General features: G+C 61.0%; 17 protein-coding genes, 1 tRNA gene and 1 rRNA gene. 9 read left to right on the plus strand and 10 right to left on the minus strand.

The genetic code is table 11. The features are described from left to right. The 3 genes from A2I95_RS03375 to msrP form a co-directional block, all read right to left on the minus strand. Window positions 1–203: ribosomal RNA gene (locus A2I95_RS03375) — 16S ribosomal RNA — on the minus strand; the annotation flags it as partial. A gap of 955 nt (window positions 204–1,158) precedes the next feature. Next, on the minus strand, window positions 1,159–1,782 hold the full coding sequence (gene msrQ / locus A2I95_RS03380; RefSeq protein WP_291727819.1) for a protein-methionine-sulfoxide reductase heme-binding subunit MsrQ: 624 nt from the start codon (window positions 1,780–1,782) through the stop codon (window positions 1,159–1,161). 13 nt (window positions 1,783–1,795) lie between these two features. Further along, complete coding sequence (msrP, locus tag A2I95_RS03385) at window positions 1,796–2,701, minus strand: protein-methionine-sulfoxide reductase catalytic subunit MsrP (RefSeq protein ID WP_291727821.1); 906 nt, start codon at window positions 2,699–2,701, stop codon at window positions 1,796–1,798. 277 nt (window positions 2,702–2,978) lie between these two features. Between msrP and A2I95_RS03390 the strand changes: the two genes are divergently transcribed. Together A2I95_RS03390 and A2I95_RS03395 are read left to right on the plus strand one after the other, a co-directional pair. Beyond that, window positions 2,979–3,416, plus strand: a complete 438-nt coding sequence (locus tag A2I95_RS03390; RefSeq protein WP_291727823.1) for a DUF302 domain-containing protein — start codon at window positions 2,979–2,981, stop codon at window positions 3,414–3,416. A gap of 99 nt (window positions 3,417–3,515) precedes the next feature. Beyond that, complete coding sequence (locus A2I95_RS03395) at window positions 3,516–4,082, plus strand: hypothetical protein (protein WP_291728189.1); 567 nt, start codon at window positions 3,516–3,518, stop codon at window positions 4,080–4,082. A gap of 16 nt (window positions 4,083–4,098) precedes the next feature. Here A2I95_RS03395 and A2I95_RS42505 read toward each other — a convergent pair whose 3' ends face one another. Next, window positions 4,099–4,362: a helix-turn-helix transcriptional regulator gene (locus tag A2I95_RS42505; protein WP_367150772.1), complete on the minus strand. Its 264-nt coding sequence runs from the start codon at window positions 4,360–4,362 to the stop codon at window positions 4,099–4,101. Between A2I95_RS42505 and A2I95_RS03400 the strand changes: the two genes are divergently transcribed. Further along, on the plus strand, window positions 4,274–4,456 hold the full coding sequence (locus A2I95_RS03400; RefSeq protein WP_291727825.1) for a hypothetical protein: 183 nt from the start codon (window positions 4,274–4,276) through the stop codon (window positions 4,454–4,456). The two genes, A2I95_RS42505 and A2I95_RS03400, sit on opposite strands and share 89 nt — an antisense overlap. Before the next feature lie 337 nt (window positions 4,457–4,793). On the opposite strand, the gene clpB is transcribed toward A2I95_RS03400, so the two are convergent. Continuing rightward, entirely contained in the window at window positions 4,794–7,412 is a 2,619-nt protein-coding gene (gene clpB, locus A2I95_RS03405) for an ATP-dependent chaperone ClpB (RefSeq protein WP_291727827.1), read from the minus strand. 345 nt (window positions 7,413–7,757) lie between these two features. Here clpB and pyrF point away from each other — a divergent pair, with 345 nt between their 5' ends. After that, entirely contained in the window at window positions 7,758–8,474 is a 717-nt protein-coding gene (pyrF, locus tag A2I95_RS03410) for an orotidine-5'-phosphate decarboxylase (RefSeq protein ID WP_291727829.1), read from the plus strand. A 377-nt stretch (window positions 8,475–8,851) separates the two neighbouring features. Here the strand turns inward: pyrF and A2I95_RS03415 are convergent, their stop codons facing one another. Beyond that, window positions 8,852–9,274, minus strand: coding sequence for an NUDIX hydrolase (locus A2I95_RS03415; protein WP_291727830.1), 423 nt, complete (start codon window positions 9,272–9,274; stop codon window positions 8,852–8,854). Between the two features lie 94 nt (window positions 9,275–9,368). Here A2I95_RS03415 and A2I95_RS03420 point away from each other — a divergent pair, with 94 nt between their 5' ends. Then, window positions 9,369–10,622, plus strand: coding sequence for a DNA polymerase IV (locus tag A2I95_RS03420; RefSeq protein ID WP_291728191.1), 1,254 nt, complete (start codon window positions 9,369–9,371; stop codon window positions 10,620–10,622). Between the two features lie 20 nt (window positions 10,623–10,642). Here A2I95_RS03420 and A2I95_RS03425 read toward each other — a convergent pair whose 3' ends face one another. Then, window positions 10,643–11,503, minus strand: a complete 861-nt coding sequence (locus A2I95_RS03425) for an N-formylglutamate amidohydrolase (RefSeq protein WP_291727832.1) — start codon at window positions 11,501–11,503, stop codon at window positions 10,643–10,645. Between the two features lie 162 nt (window positions 11,504–11,665). Here A2I95_RS03425 and A2I95_RS03430 point away from each other — a divergent pair. The 4 genes from A2I95_RS03430 to A2I95_RS03445 all read left to right on the plus strand — a co-directional run bounded on the left by A2I95_RS03430 (window position 11,666) and on the right by A2I95_RS03445 (window position 14,434). Continuing rightward, window positions 11,666–11,740: transfer RNA gene (locus A2I95_RS03430), tRNA-Val, on the plus strand. A gap of 78 nt (window positions 11,741–11,818) precedes the next feature. Further along, a complete protein-coding gene (gene ykgO, locus A2I95_RS03435) occupies window positions 11,819–11,944 on the plus strand; it encodes a type B 50S ribosomal protein L36 (RefSeq protein WP_005648635.1) in 126 nt (41 codons plus the stop codon). A 393-nt stretch (window positions 11,945–12,337) separates the two neighbouring features. Continuing rightward, the gene (locus A2I95_RS03440; protein WP_291727876.1) at window positions 12,338–13,354 is read left to right on the plus strand and encodes an extracellular solute-binding protein; all 1,017 of its coding nucleotides are present in this window, start codon (window positions 12,338–12,340) and stop codon (window positions 13,352–13,354) included. Between the two features lie 219 nt (window positions 13,355–13,573). Further along, window positions 13,574–14,434 (plus strand): GTP-binding protein, encoded by an 861-nt coding sequence (locus A2I95_RS03445; protein ID WP_291727878.1) that lies wholly within the window; start codon window positions 13,574–13,576, stop codon window positions 14,432–14,434. Window positions 14,435–14,495: 61 nt separating this feature from the next. Here A2I95_RS03445 and A2I95_RS03450 read toward each other — a convergent pair whose 3' ends face one another. The 3 genes from A2I95_RS03450 to A2I95_RS03460 all read right to left on the minus strand — a co-directional run bounded on the left by A2I95_RS03450 (window position 14,496) and on the right by A2I95_RS03460 (window position 18,419). Continuing rightward, entirely contained in the window at window positions 14,496–16,175 is a 1,680-nt protein-coding gene (locus A2I95_RS03450) for an iron ABC transporter permease (protein WP_291727880.1), read from the minus strand. 160 nt (window positions 16,176–16,335) lie between these two features. Next, window positions 16,336–17,553, minus strand: coding sequence for a phenylacetate--CoA ligase family protein (locus A2I95_RS03455; protein WP_291727882.1), 1,218 nt, complete (start codon window positions 17,551–17,553; stop codon window positions 16,336–16,338). A gap of 17 nt (window positions 17,554–17,570) precedes the next feature. Then, the gene (locus A2I95_RS03460) at window positions 17,571–18,419 is read right to left on the minus strand and encodes an ABC transporter ATP-binding protein (RefSeq protein ID WP_291727884.1); all 849 of its coding nucleotides are present in this window, start codon (window positions 18,417–18,419) and stop codon (window positions 17,571–17,573) included. Between the last annotated feature and the right edge of the window lie 46 nt (window positions 18,420–18,465).

The following is an 18,465-nucleotide window of genomic DNA, read 5'->3' on the forward strand; positions in this document are numbered from 1 at the left end:
GGGCCGATCCTTCTCCGATAAATCTTTCCCCCGAAGGGCGTATAAGGTATTACTCACCGTTTCCAGTGGCTATTCCTTAGAGAAGGGCACGTTCCCACGCGTTACTAACCCGTCCGCCGCTCCCTCCGAAGAGAGCGCTCGACTTGCATGTGTTAGGCCTGCCGCCAGCGTTCGTTCTGAGCCAGGATCAAACTCTCAAGTTGAAACGCTGTCACCAGCGTATCCTTGACGTTCGAACCTCTGCACATCTTCAATACTCAGGACCGCTTTGGGGGCTGATCCCTATGTCCACCCGGCTAAGGATTGAACACGTATTGAAAGTCATCTGTTTGATGCACACAGTTTTCATCAGAAAACCGCGAGCCGTTCAAACAGTGAAGCTGACATCTTATCATCGGCGTTACCGCCTAAAGATGCTGATATACAGACGTTGATCCATCGAAACGAACCAAACCGCCCACATATCTCTTCAGTTATCCATCAATGTCAAAGAGCACCACCCAGAGGCCAAAAACAAGACCGATGCGCCAGTAGTTCCCAGCGCGCCCGCCTGTCAGATCGCCCAAATGACCCAGTCTCTCCTGAGCGTCCGGCCGCCTCTCCGGCCCGTCCCTGTCTCTCCAGGCGTCCCAGCGTCTCTCCGCCGCGTTTCCCGTCCCGTCCTGCGTTCCCGCCGTCCCGTCCGGTGTGTCTCAGCAGCATCTCGTCGCTGCCGGTGAAGGGGGTTCTAAGGTTACTCCCAACAACCCGCAAGCCAAAAAACAGCAAAAACCGGGCTTTCCGCAAAGAAAAGATGCAAACCAAACAAAATCAATGGCTTACGCACCAAAAAAGTCAGCAGCACTGACCCGGATGCCGCAGCCGCAAACACCGCAGAACACCCAATCCGCCCCGCAGCACAACTTACCCACAGAACAACCGCGCTTATCCACAGACTCACAAACCGGAAGCACAGCAAATCACCCCACAAAAACGAGTCACCCCGCCCGGAATCACACCAACCCGGCCAAAAAAAGCCAATCAGCACCGCCCCGCCCAAGTCTCACCCGCCAAAAACACTCAGCGGCAGCCGCAAAACAGCCACCACAACAGACCAAAAGAAAAAAGACGGCCAATCAGGCCGCCTTGCTATTCATACGCCAGTGACGCGGATCCGATTCAGGCCCTGCCTGACGCCCTGGGTGCAGACTGCCGCTTCCGGAATTGAGCGGCAGGCAATCGAAGGGCCAGCAGGACAACCACCGCGCCAAGATAGAACAGCGGTTCAATTTGGAAGCCCTTCACAAGCATCACGTAGTGCAGCGCACCTAGAAGGCCTGCCGCATAGGTCAGCCTGTGCAGCCGCGGCCAGGCACGCCCCAGCCGCCGGACAGAGAAATTGTTGGAGGTCAAAGCCAGCGGCAGCATCAGGACAAAGCCCCCCATACCAATGGTGATGTAAGGACGCTTGGCAATATCCGCGAGGATCTGGCCAAGGATCTGCACGTCCAGCACCAGCCAGACCAGCAGATGGCAAGACACATAGAAGAAGCACAGCAGGCCGATCGACCGGCGGAACTTCATCAGGTTCAATCCCAGCAGCCTGCGCATCGGGGAAATAGAAAGCGTCAGAACCATCAGCTGCAGCGCCAGTTCGCCATATTCATGCTCCAGCGCCTTGATCGGCTCTACCCCCAGGCCGCCGGTGAGGCCGAGGTAAAAGAGCCAGAACGCAGGCAGCGTTCCGAGCAGATAAACTGCCCAGACTGGAAAGCGGCGGAAAAGCTGGTTTACCGTGTCCATCAGGCGGCTCCGGTCAGAAGTGCTGGGCAAGGTCCATCCCGTCATACAGGGCGGCCACCTCTTTCCCGTAGCCATTGAACATCAGCGTCGGCTGACGCTTGGCAAACAGCCCGCCGCCAATGCGGCGCTCACTGGCCTGGCTCCAACGCGGATGCGAGACATCGGGGTTCACATTACTATAGAAGCCGTATTCCCGGCTATTGGCCATATTCCAGCTGGTCGGCGGCTCCTTATCCGTCAGCGTGATGCGCACGACGGACTTGATCGACTTGAAGCCGTACTTCCATGGAACCACCAGCCGCAGCGGTGCGCCGTTCTGGTTGGGCAGCGGTTTACCGAAGATACCTGTTGCCATCATCGTCAGCGGGTTTATCGCCTCATCCAGGCGCAGGCCTTCGCGATAGGGCCAGTCCAGCACCTTATAGGCAGTGCCTGGCATTTCAGACGGCCGGTACAGCGTCTCGAATGCAACATATTTGGCGCCATCCTGCACACCGGCCATGTTCAGCAGGTCCGCCAGCTCGAACCCCTGCCAGGGCACCACCATGGACCAGGCCTCGACACAGCGGAACCGGTAGATACGCTCCTCCAGTGTCATTTCTCCCAGAATCTGTTCAAACGAGTAGTCGCCCGGCTTATCCACCAGGCCGTCAACCTTGACACTCCAGGGCTTGGTGGTCATCCGGTCCGCGTATTTGGACGGGTCGCCTTTGCCGGTGCCAAACTCATAAAAGTTGCAGTAGTTGGTCACTTCCTCCCAAGTATTGGGCTCCAACGCCTCTTCCGCATGCGCCTGACCGCCGAGCGCCGCGGCCAGCCCGCTGCCTGCCAGCCCCGCCATGATCTGGCGGCGGTTCCAGAACGCAGCCTCCGGGGTTGCATCTGCAAGGGTCAAATCATTGGTCCAACGGCCCGCCATCTGCGTCTCCTGAGTTTGCTGCTCCCTTTCAGGTAACGGTCCCGTGCGCAAAACCCAAAACATATCCTGTAACGACTGCGCGAGAGAACTGTAACGTTGCACCGTCTTCTTCATTCAGCGTTAACAAAATGGGGCTTTCAGCGGCGCGGTGCCTGAACCGGCTAAGCGGAAACTTTCCGGTGGCGGCTGCCTCCAACTCATGCAAGAAATGTAATATGTCAGCGCACGGCCCTGCAGGGCAGCGGACGCGGGTCAGCAGTCACCAGGGAGATACCCGATGAAGATATACGTAATTGCAGCCGCCCTTGCCCTCAGCACCGGTGCGGCTGCGGCGCAGGACATGGTGAGCTACACCACTCCCCTGTCCTTTGATGACGTAACCTTCGGGCTTGAGAGCGCCGTCACTAACCGGGGATTGCGGATCGACCACATCAGCCATGTGGGCGACATGCTGGAACGCACCCGCGCCGATGTCGGCTCGGATATTGTGCTGTTTGAACATGCGCAGGTCTTTTCTTTCTGCTCCGCCAAACTGTCTCGCCAGGTGATGGAGGCCAATCCCATGAACATCACCTTCTGCCCTTATGACATATTCGTCGCTCAGCCTCCTGGCGCAGAAAACGTCACCATCGGCTTCCGCGCCTTCCCCGAGGGCGAGATGCAGGTGATCCACGATCTGCTGGACGGTATCGTGCAGGAGGCGATCGAGGAGTAAGCTCTGGAGTATCCCCTGGCTGCAAAATTCCCCGCTGCACTGCTTGCGCGTTTTCACTATGCTGGCCGGAAACTGAAATTCCGGCACGGGCAGACCATGATGAAATCCCTTTTTGCTTACCTGATGATGCTGGCAGCCGCCACGCTGGCTGGCTGCGCTACCGGCCCTGCGGCGACCAAGAATGATGTCCAAGAACTCTCGCTGGCGCTGCAAACCCTGGATCCGAAAGTGGACCCGGCTGAGGCCCGCCGCGCGGCCGAGATCGCCTACAGCCACTCCGCCAGGCTGGCCGAGCAGTATAATGTCACCACCTCGCCGATCCTGCACAACACGATGGTGAACACCGGGGTCAAAGACCGCGGCCTTTGCGTGCATTATGCCGAGGACATGCAGGCGCGGCTTAGCCAGGAGAACTTTCAGACGCTCACGATGCTGCGCGCCATAGCCGAGCCGAAGAACGATTTCCGCATCGACCACAGCACCGCGGTGATCGCCGCCAAGGGTGATGGCATCTATGAAGGTATCGTTCTCGACCCCTGGCGCTACGGCGGCAAGCTGTTCTGGTCCGCCACAACCGAGGACGGACGTTACAATTGGGAACCCCGCCTGAAAGTCCTGCGCCGCAAATATGAGCGGCGGGTGGCCAAGGACGCGATAGCACAGTGAAGCTGCCTCTCTGGGACTACGGGCCTGCTGCGTCAATAGCTGCCCGGAACTGCCCCGGTGTCATTCCGAACTGCTTCTTAAATTCGCTGATAAAATGGGACGTGCTGTCATAGCCGACAGCCAGCCCGATGCCGGTGACTGCCTCTCTGGTGCTTTCCAGCAACCCCTTGGCCTGATCCAGCTTACGTTGCTTGCGCCACTGCGCTGGCGACGCACCGAAAATACGCGGCCTGCTGATTGTTGAGGAATGGCTCTCCAAACAGCACCACGCCGCGTACATCCAGGCCATTTCCGAAAACGGTGTCCTCGCCCGCCTGGCCGCCTTCATGACCGCGCCGCCCAAGGTGCGTTACTACAAAAGGCTGGTGATCTGATGGCAAGCTGCTCCGAAGGCATTTCGCGCCGCACTGCCCTTAGCTGCACAGCCGCGGCCGCCGCGGCCGCCTGGTTTTCGCCGGCAATTGCTGCGACGGCATCCACAGAGATGCGTTTCCATACCGTAAGGCTCCGCAAGTCCGGCACGTCTGAATACCTTTTGGGCATGCGCCGCAACCCGTCTTCAATCAGCCGACTGGTACTGGAAGGTGAGGACTTTTGCCGGATCCTGGCGGGTGAACGCGCCCGAACGGGCGCACGCCGACTGGAACTGTAAGGCTCCCCATTCATGACAAAGGCCCGCCATCGCTGGCGGGCCTTCTTTGTTACTTCTCCTTAATGCACCACCGCATCGTCGGGTCTGGGCCGGTCTGACGTCCCCAGCCGGTCGCCGATGACCAGCCCGTCACTGCCGGCAGAAACCGGGACGGTATCGCCGTCCTTGATCTCACCTCCCAGCAGGGCTTCTGCCAACGGGTTCTGCAACGCGCGCTGTATCACCCGCTTCAGGGGCCGGGCGCCGAACACCGGGTCATAGCCCTCATCCGCCAGCCAGGTCTTGGCCACCTCGTCCAACTCCAACGCGACCTTGCGGCCTGCCAGCCGCTTCAGCAGCCGCGCCAGCTGGATCTCGACGATACCGTCCATGTCAGCCCGGGCCAGACGGTCAAAGATGATGGTCTCATCCAGGCGGTTCAGGAACTCGGGCCGAAAATGCGCCCGGACCGCATCCATCACATCACGCCGTGCGTCTGAGGCATCCGCGCCCTCAGGCAGTTGGCTCAGCGCCTGAGCGCCCAGGTTCGAGGTCAGGATGATCAGCGTCTGTTTAAAATCCACGGTGCGGCCCTGGCCATCGGTCAGCACACCGTCATCCAGCACCTGCAAGAGCACGTTGAACACATCCGGATGCGCCTTTTCGACCTCATCGAACAGCACCACCTGATAGGGGCGGCGGCGCACGGCCTCAGTCAGCACCCCTCCCTCATCATAGCCGACATAGCCCGGAGGCGCGCCGATCAGACGGGCGACCGAGTGCTTCTCCATGAACTCCGACATGTCGACGCGGACCATCGCGTGCTCGTCGTCGAACAGGAAGCCGGCAACCGCCTTGGTCAGTTCGGTCTTACCCACGCCGGTCGGCCCAAGGAACAGGAACGACCCCAGCGGCCGGTTCTCATCGTTCAGGCCTGCACGTGCCCGGCGTACAGCATTGGCCACTGCGGTCACTGCAGCGTTCTGGCCGATCACCCGGCGGTGCAGATCATCTTCCATGCGCAGCAGCTTCTCCCGCTCGCCCTCCAGCATTTTGGAGGTCGGAATGCCGGTCCAGCGCTCGACCACCCCGGCGATCTGCTCCGGCCGCACGGCCTCTTCGACCATCAGGCCCTTTTCTTCGCGGCTCTCGGCATCGGATAGCTGCTTTTCCAGCCCCGGAATGACGCCATAAGACAACTCTCCCGCCTTGGCGAGATTGCCCTCCCGCTTGGCTATGTCCAGGTCGGCGCGGGCACGGTCCAGCTGCTCTTTCAGGTCGCGAGCCCCTGCCAGCTTGTCCCGTTCCGACTGCCACTGAGCGGTCATCTCGGCAGACTGCTCCTGCAGGTCCGACAGTTCCTTTTGCAGCGTCGTTAGCCGGTCCATGGAAGCCGCGTCGTCCTCAAGCTTCAGCGCCTCTTCCTCGATCTGCATCTGCAGGATCTGCCGGTCCAGCGCATCCAATTCCTCGGGCTTGGAATCCACCTGCATGCGCAGGCGGCTGGCGGCCTCGTCCATCAGGTCGATGGCCTTATCCGGCAGGAAGCGGTCGGTGATATAGCGGTTCGACAGCGTCGCCGCCGAGACCAGCGCCGCATCGGCAATCCGCACCCCGTGGTGCAGCTCATACTTCTCCTTGATGCCGCGCAGGATCGAAACAGTGTCTTCCACCGTTGGCTCGGTCACCATCACCGGCTGGAACCGGCGGGCCAGCGCTGCGTCCTTCTCAACATACTTGCGGTATTCATCCAGCGTGGTCGCACCGACGCAGTGCAGCTCGCCGCGCGCCAAGGCCGGCTTGATCAGGTTGGCGGCATCCATCGCGCCGTCGGATTTACCGGCGCCGACCAGTGTGTGCATCTCGTCGATGAACAGAATGATTTCGCCTGCAGCCTCAGTGACCTCGGTCAAAACCGCCTTCAGGCGTTCTTCAAACTCGCCGCGGTACTTCGCACCGGCAATCAGCGCGCCCATGTCCAGCGACAGCAGCTTCTTGTCACGCAAAGACTCCGGCACATCGCCATTCACAATGCGCAGCGCCATGCCCTCGGCAATCGCGGTCTTACCCACACCTGGCTCACCGATCAGCACCGGATTGTTCTTGGTCCGGCGCGACAGCACCTGCATCGAGCGGCGAATTTCTTCGTCGCGGCCAATGATCGGGTCGATCTTGCCCTCGCGCGCCGCCTCGGTCAGATCGCGGGCGTATTTCTTCAGCGCATCATAGCCTTCCTCAGCCGTGGCCGAGTCAGCTGTGCGTCCCTTACGGATATCGTTGATCGCCTCATTCAGTTTCTGCGCGGACACGGCACCAGCCTCCAAGGCGTCCTTCGCCTTGGACTTCACCATGCACAGCGCCATCAGCAGACGCTCAACCGGCACAAAGCTGTCGCCTGCCTTCTCGGCAATCTTGGCAGCCTCGTCCAGCACCTTGGCAGTCTGGCCGTCCAAATAGATCTGCGCCGCATCGCCGCTCACCTTCGCCTGCTTGGCAACAGCAGCCTCGACAGCCTCAACCACGCGCGCCGGTGCGCCGCCCGCGCGGGAGATCAGGTTGCTCGCCAGCCCCTGATCATCGTCCATCAATGCTTTCAGAATATGCTCCGGCACCAGCCGCTGGTGCCCCTCGCGCATCGCAATCGTCTGCGCTGCCTGCACGAATCCGCGTGCACGCTCCGTGAACTTGTTCAAGTCCATCTTGCTCTCCTCTATCAAGCGCCCGATGTTTGGCAGCGCCCGCTCTGCGGCACGCCCCGGTCCGGGCCTCAAAGTTCAATGTGGGAAGCAATCCAGCCGCTTCAAGATCATTAAACACCGAAAAGATGAGCAATTCACTGACCTGCGTCAATTCCCTCTGGCGCCCCAGGCGCAACCGCGCCGCGCCTGCGCGGCGCCGGGCCCAAAACTGTAATCTGTCCCCGCGCGGGGGCAGCTTCAGTTGCGGGAGCACCCGGCCGCCGCGTCCGCATCTTGCCGAATGGCCGCCCCTTGCGTATGAAACGCCAGTTTCACGCCAAATCCGCCAAAAGTAAGGACCGCCCCATGACCCAAACCCCGCGCGCCGATGACCGCCTGATTGTTGCCATGGATGTCCCCGACGCGCTGGCCGGGCTGAAGCTGGCCGAACAGCTGGGCGATGCGGTCTCCTTCTATAAAATCGGCCTCGGCATGCTGACCGGCGGCGGGCTGGCGCTGGCCAATGAACTGAAGCAGGAACACGGCAAGCGCATCTTCCTCGACATGAAACTGTTCGACATCGGCGCCACCGTGGAAAATGCAGTGCGCGGTCTGGCCCAGTTCGACCTCGACTTCCTCACCGTTCATGGTGACCCTTACGTGGTGCAAGCTGCCAAGGAAGGCGCTGCCGGCAAAGACCTCAAGATCCTCGCCGTCACCATCCTGACCTCGCTGGACCGCCAGGATTTGGACGGCGCGCTGATCAAAAAGGGTGCGGTGCAGGAACTGGTACTGGAACGCGCAGGCAATGCCTTTGCCGCCGGCGCCGACGGGGTCATCGCCAGCCCGCAGGAAGCGGCACTGATCCGTGCCCTGCCCGAAGCCGAAGGCAAGCTGATCGTCACCCCCGGCGTCCGCCCCGCCGGTGCCGACCTCGGCGACCAAAAACGGGTCGCGACACCTGCAAGCGCTATTGCTGACGGTGCTGACCATATCGTTGTCGGCCGCCCAATCTGGAAGGCAGACAGCCCCCGCACCGCGGCTGAGTCTATCCTGGCTGAGCTGGCCGGCGTGCAGGATTAACACCGAACAGCCACAGACTGCCTGCGCTGCCAATAGTTCAGGCGCCTTATTGCCCAAAAATTAGGCAGGAATAAATCTTTTGCGCCAAGCACAAGACAACAGCCGTGGCTACAGTTCGAAAGTATAGTGACGCGACGTCAAGCGTTTCTTTTCACTGAGAAATCCGCCAATAGCGGCAGAATCTGCGCCAAATTACCCTGTGCCTTCAAAAGCACACCACGCAACTCCGCAAGCTCTGACCGCTACCGCGGACTTTGCGAACTACCGCCGACTGAGCGATTCTAGGACTTGAGACACTCCCCAGACGGGCTTTTCTTCCTGAGACCCGTCACCTCCCCCCGCTAATTAGCGGGGGATCTTTCTTTCAGCCCCCCGGTTCAGGCGGCCCGGACAACAAGATACTCCCGCAGCCGCTCGGCAAAATGCGGTACCGCCAAAGGGTGCGCGCAATAGGTTTCCGGTGTCATTAATCTCCAGCGCTGCCCCTCGTCCCCCAGCCTGACCTGCCTGACGGCCGCCGCGGGCAGATGTCCCGCAAAGAACCAGACTCGCCCGCGCGGGCGTTGGTAGGAGCGGGCCCAGACCAGCACATCAGGCTGCAGAACCAGCCCGGCTTCTTCCTCGGTCTCCCGCAGCGCGCAGGCTTCGGGACTTTCGCCGCCTTCGCGTCCGCCGCCCGGCAGGTCCCAAAACCCGGGGTATGGGATATCCGGCTTGTCATCCCGCTGGATCACCAGCAAATCCTGCCCCAGAAAAAGAGCCAGCTTTGCGCCTGAAAAATCTTCGTCTGCTCGTGCCATGATCTGTCACTTGGACACGGGCCGCGTTAAAGACAAGGCCTCCGCCGCAAGCTATACTAGCCCGTCCCTTGATCCAGCAGAATCCTTGCCCGCCATGCATGCCCTGTGCCGAGACTGCCTGAGCCAGATCGCCCCCGCCCGGCGCTGCCCGCATTGCGGCAGCCCGCGGATCAAGGCGCATGCAGAGCTGTTTTCCCTCACCATCGCCCATATGGACTGCGATGCTTTCTATGCCAGCGTCGAAAAGCGCGACAATCCAGAATTGGCCGCCAAGCCGGTGATTATCGGGGGCGGCAAACGCGGTGTGGTCTCTACCGCCTGCTACGTCGCCCGCATCCGCGGAGTGCGCTCGGCCATGCCGACGTTTCAAGCCTTGAAACTTTGCCCTGATGCGGTGTTCATCAAACCGCGGATGAGCGTCTACGTCGAGGTCAGCCGCGAAATCCGCAAGATGATGAACGAGCTCACTCCGGAGGTGGAGCCGCTGTCGCTGGATGAAGCCTTCATGGATCTCAGCGGCACCGAAAAACTGCACGGTGCGCCGCCCGCCGTGATGCTAGCCAGGCTGGTCAAACGGATGAAAAACGAACTGGGCGTCACCGGCTCCATCGGCCTCAGCCACAACAAGTTTCTGGCCAAGGTTGCCTCCGACCTCGACAAGCCGCGCGGGTTTTCGGTGATCGGCAAGGCAGAGACCGGTGATTTCCTGCGCGAAAAACCAGTGCGGCTGATCTGGGGCATCGGCCCCGCCGCCCAAGCCAGCCTTGAGAAAGCCGGCATCCGCACCTTCTCGGACCTTTTGCGCTGGGACCGCGAGGCCCTGCACAGCCGCTTCGGCTCCATGGGGGACCGGCTCTGGCATCTGGCCCGCGGTCAGGACCGCCGCCGGGTCTCTGCAAACGCTCCGGTCAAATCGATTTCCAAGGAAACCACGTTTTTTGAAGACACCGCCAGCATAGACATTCTGGATGGTCATCTGTGGCGGCTTGCAGAACAGGTTTCCGACCGCGCTAAGGCGCGGGAGCTTGCAGGCAGGGTTGTCACCCTCAAACTGAAACGCGCCAATCATTCCGCATTGACCCGGCGGGTGACACTGCACAGTCCCACCCAGATCGCCGACCGCATTTACCGCACCGCACGCAACCTGCTGGACCAGGCGGGCAATCAAGGGCCCTACCGGCTGCTGGGCTGCGGCATCTCTGATCTCGTGCCCGAATCGCAAGCCGACGAAACCGGCGACCTGCTGGATCCGCAGGCTGGCAAGCGGGCTGAGGCGGAACGCGCCACCGATGCCATCCGCAAACGATTTGGAGACAGCGCGATTCTGAAAGGCCGCGCGCTGCGCTGAGCCGCGCAGGCGTTTTCTTCTTACTCCGCCGCCAGTGGCAGTTCTTCACGTCCAATAGCCGCGATCTCGGCAATCACTTGGCGCAACAGCTGCTGCAGCAATTCAAAATTCCCGTTGGGGCGGATTTTGGCCTCATCCATATACAACGCCCGGTCTATTTCGATCTGAACCGCGTGCTGGCGCCGTGATGGGCGGCCATAGGTCTGGGCGATATAGGCCCCGGCAAACGGCGTGTTGCGGGCGACGTTCAGTCCGGCCGCAGCAAAGGCAGCCTCAATCCGGTCCACAACGCTGCTATCGGCTGCGGCACCGAAGCGATCGCCCAGTACCACCTCTGGCTTGCCGCCCTTGCACGGAACCATGGTATCGATCGCCTCATGCGGCATCGAATGACAATCAACTAGAATTGCTTGGCCGAAATGCTGATGCGCCTGCTCCAGAAGTCCTTTCAGCGCCTGGTGGTAGGGGTGCCAGCAGCATCTGATCCGCAGCTCGGCTTCCGTCGCTGGCAGTTTGCCCCGGTAAATAGCACGGCCATTGGCCACCACCCGGGGAATCACCCCAAGGCCGGACGCCACCCGCGGGTTCTGCCCGCGCCGCTGCACTCCTTCGATCACCGCCGGATCCAGCTCATCCGGAGACCGGTTCAGATCCAGGTAGGCACGTGGTTTGACTGCCATCAGCAGCGGCGATCCAAACTCTGGCGCGGCCTTAAACAGCCGGTCGACAAAGGCGTCCTCCGAGCTGCGGATCTCCTTCCGCCCCAGAATCGACTGGGCCAGAAAGGAATCGGAATAGTCCGTGCCGCTGTGCGGAGAGGCAAAAACCACGGCCGAAGCCAGTTTCTGCGGTGAAATCACGGAAAACGCTGTATCAGGCATCCTTGCTCCGGTGCTTCTTGTGCAAGAAACAGCATATCGCGGAAATTTCTGCGGTCAAAAGCTCTTGCACCCCTGAGCGACTCTATTTATAGACCCCCTCACCGGCGCGGCACCCCGCGCTCCTTTCACTTCTAAGGGGCAGGACGGCGCGCAGGCCAGAGTGGGCGATTAGCTCAGCGGTAGAGCACTTCGTTGACATCGAAGGGGTCACAAGTTCGATCCTTGTATCGCCCACCATTCATTCACGGCTTCGGCTCCGGCCGAGCCACCCGCTAACCCAGGCGCTGGTTCGCGCCGCAGACAAGGAGAGAGACCATGAAGGTCAAGAACTCGCTCCGTTCGCTGAAGAACCGGCACCGCGATTGCCGGGTTGTGCGCCGCAAAGGCCGCGTTTACGTGATCAACAAGACCCAGCGCAAGTTCAAAGCGCGCCAGGGCTAAGATCCGACACAGCGACACGCAAAAAACCGCATCATCCGATGCGGTTTTTTTGCGTTTGGCAGCTGCGGTTTCCGGAAAAGACACAGGTAAATGCTCCCGCGCCCGCAGATCCCCGGCCAAAGCCGGGCGAGTCTCGCGGCCTTGGGCGTGGCACCGCGCATGGCGCGGAGCCACGCCCAATCGGAACGGGCTTTGCCAAAAGTCCGGCGACGGGCGGGAGCGCACCGCGCCATCTGCCCCTCTCCTCTACTGATGCCCGGCTGCTCTCAGTTGGAACCCGGCCAAGCGAAGAATTTACCAAGTGTTTCAGTCGGAAATCCGTTGCATCTTCTGTCAATTGCTTTAATTGACTATTTCAGTCGGAATAAAAGCCACAGAAGAACGGGACACCCAATGCTGAAAGCCACCACTGTACTGGCCGGCGCCCTGACCGCTGCCATTGCCACCTGCGCTGCTGCCGAAGGCGAGCTGAACATTTATTCGTCGCGCCATTACGACACCGACGAACAGCTCTATTCGGATTTCGAAGCGGCCACCGGCATCACCATCAACCGCATCGAAGGCAACGCGGACGAGCTGATCGCCCGAATGAACGCCGAAGGTGAGAATTCCCCTGCCGACATCCTGATCACCGTCGACACCTCGCGCCTGACGCGCGCCAAAAATGCCGGTGTGCTGCAGAGTATCGACAACGATGTGCTGGAATCCCGCGTGCCTTCTTATCTGCAGGATGAGGACAATCAGTGGTTCGGCTTCAGCCAACGCTCCCGGATCATCTTCTATGACAAGGACGAACTGGCTAACCCGCCGCTCACCTATCTGGATCTGGCAGATCCCGCCTACAAAGGCCTGGTCTGCATCCGCTCTTCCAAGAACACTTACAACCAGACCCTTCTGGCCTCGATCGTGACTCACCACGGGGCCGCAAAGGCCCAGAAATGGGCTGAGGGCGTAGTCGCCAACATGGCCCGCGCCCCACAGGGCGGCGACACCGACCAGATGCGCGGCATCGTCTCAGGCGAATGCGATATCGCGGTGGCCAACACCTACTACTTCGCCCGTTCGATCCGTAAAAACGTCAAAGGTATCTCGGACAACCGCGATCAGATCGGCTGGCTGTTTCCCTCGCAGAACACAGAGGGTGCGCATATGAATCTGTCTGGCGGCGGCGTGGCCGTGCATGCGCCGAACAAGGAAAACGCCATCACCTTCCTGGAATATCTCGCCGGTGATTCCGCCCAAGCGTATTTCTCGGCCGGGAATGACGAATATCCGGCGGTTCCCGGTGTCGGTCTGGCGCCCTCAATCGCAGCGCTTGGCCACTTCAAACCGGATGACGTGAGCCTTTCGGACGTTGCCAAGAACCTTCCCGAAGCACAGAAGATATTCAACGACGTTGGTTGGAAGTAAGTCCAGCCGGCAGCCAACACCTAATAAGCGCGGCTTGAGCCGCGCTTATTTTAACTACTGGTTCCCCAAAAACACACTGGCAGGCCCCTGGCGAAAGATTGAAGCTGACAGAGCTTTTGCTAGACCCATTCAGGCCACCGGCCTATAGATTCCCGCATCTTGAATTTCGGGGGGAATCATGCAGTCGAGAGCTTTCCACGCTCTGAAGGAACAGAGCGTATGAACCGGTTGCCGGTAACGATTATCAGCGGCTATCTGGGCGCTGGCAAAACCACGTTAATCAACCGCCTTTTGGCCGAAGATCACGGATTAAAGCTGACCGTGATCGTGAATGATTTTGGTGCAATCAACATTGATGACGCCCTGATCCAGGACACCGCTGGCGGCACGGTTGCTCTCACCAATGGCTGCGCCTGCTGCACGATGGGCGATGACCTGTCCCTCGCGTTGCGCGACATCTTGAACCAGCCGAACCATCCGGATCATCTGGTCATCGAGGCCAGCGGCATTTCCGACCCGGTCGCCATTGCCAATTCGGTGCTGAATGAAACCGGGCTGAGCTATGGCGGTATCGTTACTCTGGTGGATGCGGAAAATGCCGAAACCTTGCTGAGCGACCCGCTGGTTGCACCGCAGGCTGAGCAGCAGATCCGTGCGGCAGACCTTGTGATCGTCACCAAATGCGATGACATGTCCGAAGCGGTCTCCGCCCTGCTGACGAAGGCCGGCGCCCGCACTCCCACCGTGCTGAATGGGTCGCCCGTGGCCGAGCTGCTGTTCGACGTGGTGCCGCTGCCCAAAGGCGGCGCCGTTGCCGCACATCCCGCCTATGCCACCTGGCAGCACCGCAGCAGCGATGTGCTGGACCGCCGCGCATTGGGGGACAAGCTGGCGGCCCGGCCCGCGGGGCTTTACCGGATGAAAGGCTTTGTGCTGACTACCGGAGGCGCCTATGAGCTGCATGTGGTAGGCCGCCATGTCGAGGCCAAACGCTGTGAGGCTGAGGAAACCGTGCTGGTGGGCTTGGGTCCGGCAAACCGGATTTCCCGCGATGAGATTGAGGCCTGGTGGGCGGCCTAAGCCGCACCCGGGCTAAGAAAATTCAAATTTTCTTGGCAAGAATTTTCAAAAACTCTTACGCCTAGCGCCGCCGCCCCACCTGGCGGCAGATCAGAATCACCGGCAGCAGCCCCACCGCCATGATCACCAGCGAGGGCACTGCAGCGCCTTCCAACCGCTCATCCGCCGCCAGCCGGTGCGCCTGCACCGCCAGCGTGTCGAAATTGAAAGGCCGCATGATCAGCGTCGCCGGCAGTTCCTTCATCACATCGACAAAAACAATCAGCAGCGCGGTCAGCAGGCTGGGCGTCAGGATCGGCAAATGCACCCGGCGCAGCATCCCCAAGGGCCCCTGCCCCAGCGACCGCGCCGCCGCATCCATGTTGGAATGCATCGTCGCCTGCCCGCCCTCATAAGCGCCAAGCGCGGCGGCCATGAAGCGCACGCCGTAAGCCGCGACCAGCAACCAGATCGACCCTGTCACCAGCAGCCCGGTGCGAATGCCAAAGGCCTCGCGCATCCAGGCATCCAGCGCATTGTCAAAGGCCGCAAAGGGAACGATAAGCCCCACCGCAATCACCCCGCCCGGCACCGCATAGCCCAGCCGCGCAAAATAGGCCGCAGCAGCGGACACCCGCCCGGGCCGCAGCCGCTGGTAGAACCCAAGGCACACCGCTGCCGCCACCGTCAGCACCGCTGCCGCCGCCGCCAGGGTGATCGAATTGGCGGTGAAATCAATGTAGCGGCGGCTGAACAGGTTCTGTTCGGAATCAAAGCTCATCGAAAACAGCACTGCCACCGGCAGCAGGAACCCCAGAACCACCGGCACCGCGCAGAAGAAGACCGCAGCCGCTGCCTTGATACCGCCCAGCTCTGCCGGCGGCATCTGGTTGTGATGCTTGCCCGCATGGTGATATTTAGCCCGCCCGCGCGTCGCCCGCTCCATCACTGCAAGCGTCAAGGCAAAGCCCAAAAGGCACAGCGCCAGCTGCGCCGCCCCGCCCCGGTCACCCAGCGAGAACCAGCTGGTGTAAATCCCGGTGGCAAAGGTCTGCACTCCGAAATAGGAGACCGTGCCGAAGTCTGCGATGGTCTCCATCACCGCCAGAAGGACGCCAGAGGCAATTGCCGGCCGAGCCATCGGCAGGCTGACCAGCCAGAATCCCTGCCAGGCGCTCTTCCCAAGTGCCCGCGCCGCCAGAAATGCCCCGGCGCTTTGCTGCATGAAAGCCGCCCGCGCCAGCAAATAAACATAGGGGTAAAGTACCAGCACCAGCATCGCCGCCGCCCCTCCGGTCGAGCGGATCTCTGGAAACCAGTAGTCCCGCGGCCCCCAGCCTGTCACCTCGCGCAAAGTCGACTGCACGATGCCGGGATGATCCAGAACATGGGTATAGGCATAGGCCAGCACATAGGCCGGAAAAGCCAGCGGCAGCACCAGCGCGATTTCCAGAAACCGCGCAGCGGGAAAACGCGTCATCGTCACCAGCCAGGCCGCCCCGGTCCCGATGGCAAAAGTGCCAAGCGCCACCATTGCCACCAGCGCCAGTGTGGTCAGCGAGTAGCCGGACAGAACGGTCTCAGCCAGGTGGCTTATGGTCTCGGTTCCGCCAAACGCCGCCGCCAGCGCCACTGCCACCATTGGCAGCAGGCAGGACAACGCCACCACCCAGGCCATCACAGAAAAGATACCGCCGCCGGTCTTGCCGCCGCGTCGCCGTCCGTGCGGAGCGTACTCTATGAGATCATTGGCAGCAGTCATTTGCGTGGGTTACGGGTCCTGCAGAAGTTTTACACTGCCCTATTTCGACCATTCCAGTCAGAAATTCCAGCCGGAAAGCGCGGCGCAGGCCGCAGAGGCTCCTCGAATAGCAAACGGGCGCCGGCATCCGGCGCCCGTTCCCTTCCAATTAACAGGAGGGTTAGTCGTAGGTCCGCTGATCTTCGATCACCAGCCCGTCCTTGGGCAAAGCATCCGGTGCCACAACTTCAACCTTGCCCTTGAGCTTCAGCACCTCGATCACCGAGCGCGCATAAGCCGCCTCGTCGCCGCCCAGCGCTTCGATCTGCACTGTCATTGCGTCCATCTCGCCATCGCGGCTCGCAACCACACGCGCCTTGACGATCTCGGTATGTTTGTCGACCAACGCCGCCACCTGTTCGGGCCGCACAAACATGCCCTTGATCTTGGTGGTCTGATCGGCCCGGCCCATCCAGCCCTTTATCCGCATATTGGTGCGGCCGCAGGATGAAACGCCCGGCATCACCGCCGACAGATCGCCGGTGGCAAAACGGATCAGCGGGTAATCCGGATTGAGCGTGGTCACCACGACTTCGCCCACCTCACCCGGCGCCACCGGGTTACCGGTGCCGGGTGTGACGATTTCGACAATCACATGCTCGTCGACAATCATCCCCTCCATCGCCGGGCTTTCATAGGCGATATTGCCCAAATCAGCGGTGGCATAGCATTGCAGGCAGGAAATCCCGCGATCGGCATACTCCTGACGCAGGGAAGGAAACAGTGCGCCGCCACCCACCGCCGCCTTGGTGAAGGCCAGCTCCACGCCCATCGCATCGGCCTTGTCCAGGATCACCTTCAGGTAATCCGGCGTGCCGGCATAAGCGGTGGCTCCAACATCGCGCGCAGCCGTCACCTGCAGCTCGGTCTGGCCGGTGCCGGCTGGAAGAACCACGGCCCCCACCGCCCGTGCACCGTTTTCAAAGATCATGCCCGCAGGCGTCAGATGGTAGCCGAAACAGTTCTGCACCACATCGCCCTGGCCGATCCCGGCGGCGTTCAGGAACCGCCCCATCCGCCACCAGTCGCCATCCACTCCGCCCGGCTCATAGATCGGGCCCGGACTTTGAAAAACATGGGCAAAGCCGGTCGCAGGCTTCACGGTAAAGCCGCCAAAGGGCGGGTTCTCGGCTTGCGCCCGGCTCAGCTCCGACTTGCGCAGCACCGGCAGCGCCGCCAGTGCCTCGACCGAGGTCACCGCCGCCGGATCCACGCCGTCCAGCAGTTCTGCATACCCGGAAGCGGACTTGGCGCGGGCGATCTGCTCTGGCAAAGCCCTGGCAAGATCTGCGGCGCGTTCATCTGCGCTGCGGGTCTCAAGCGTGTCAAAAAAGGTCATCACGTCATCTCCCCGCATCAGCTCAGCCACCTCTTGCGGCGGCGGTACGACCGCACGTCGCGGAAGCTTTTGCGCCCCTCATCCGACATGCCCAGGTAGAATTCCTTCACATCCGGGTTTTCCCGCAGCTCCGCCGCAGGCCCGTCCATCACCACACGGCCCGATTCCAGGATGTAGCCGTAATGGGCATAGCGCAGGGCGACGTTGGTGTTCTGCTCAGCCAGCAGGAAGGTCACGCCCTCCTGCTCGTTGATCGACTTTACGATCTCGAAAATTTGCTCCACCAGCTGCGGTGCCAGTCCCATCGAAGGCTCATCCAGCAGGATAGTTTCCGGTTTGGACATCAGGGCGCGGCCCATTGCCACCATCTGCTGCTCGCCGCCCGAGGTATATCCGGCCTGGCTTTTGCGGCGCTCCTTCAGACGCGGGAAATAGTGATAGACTCTCTCCAGATCTTCCTGAATCTTTGCGCTGCTGTCCGAGCGGGTATAAGCGCCGGTCAGCAGATTTTCTTCCACCGTCAAATGCTCGAAACAATGGCGGCCTTCCATCACCTGGATCACGCCTTTCTTCACGAGTTCCGCCGGATCCTGCTCATGCACATGCGCACCACGGTATTTGATCGATCCTTTGGTGACCTCGCCGCGTTCCGAGTGCAGCAGGTTCGAAATTGCCTTCAGCGTGGTGGTCTTGCCGGCCCCGTTGCCGCCCAGCAGCGCAGTAATGCCGCCCTTAGGCACATTCAGGCTGACGCCTTTCAGAACAAGGATCACATGATTGTAGATCACCTCGATATTGTTGACCTCCAGCAGGGTCTCTGCCTGCACATCGGCGGTGTCGGCGGCGGTGTTCGCTGCATCCAGCATCAAAGCGTGTCCTCATGCCTGTCCCGGATCTGAACCGGGACCCGTT

The sequence above is a fragment of the Leisingera sp. F5 genome, assembly GCF_001593695.1.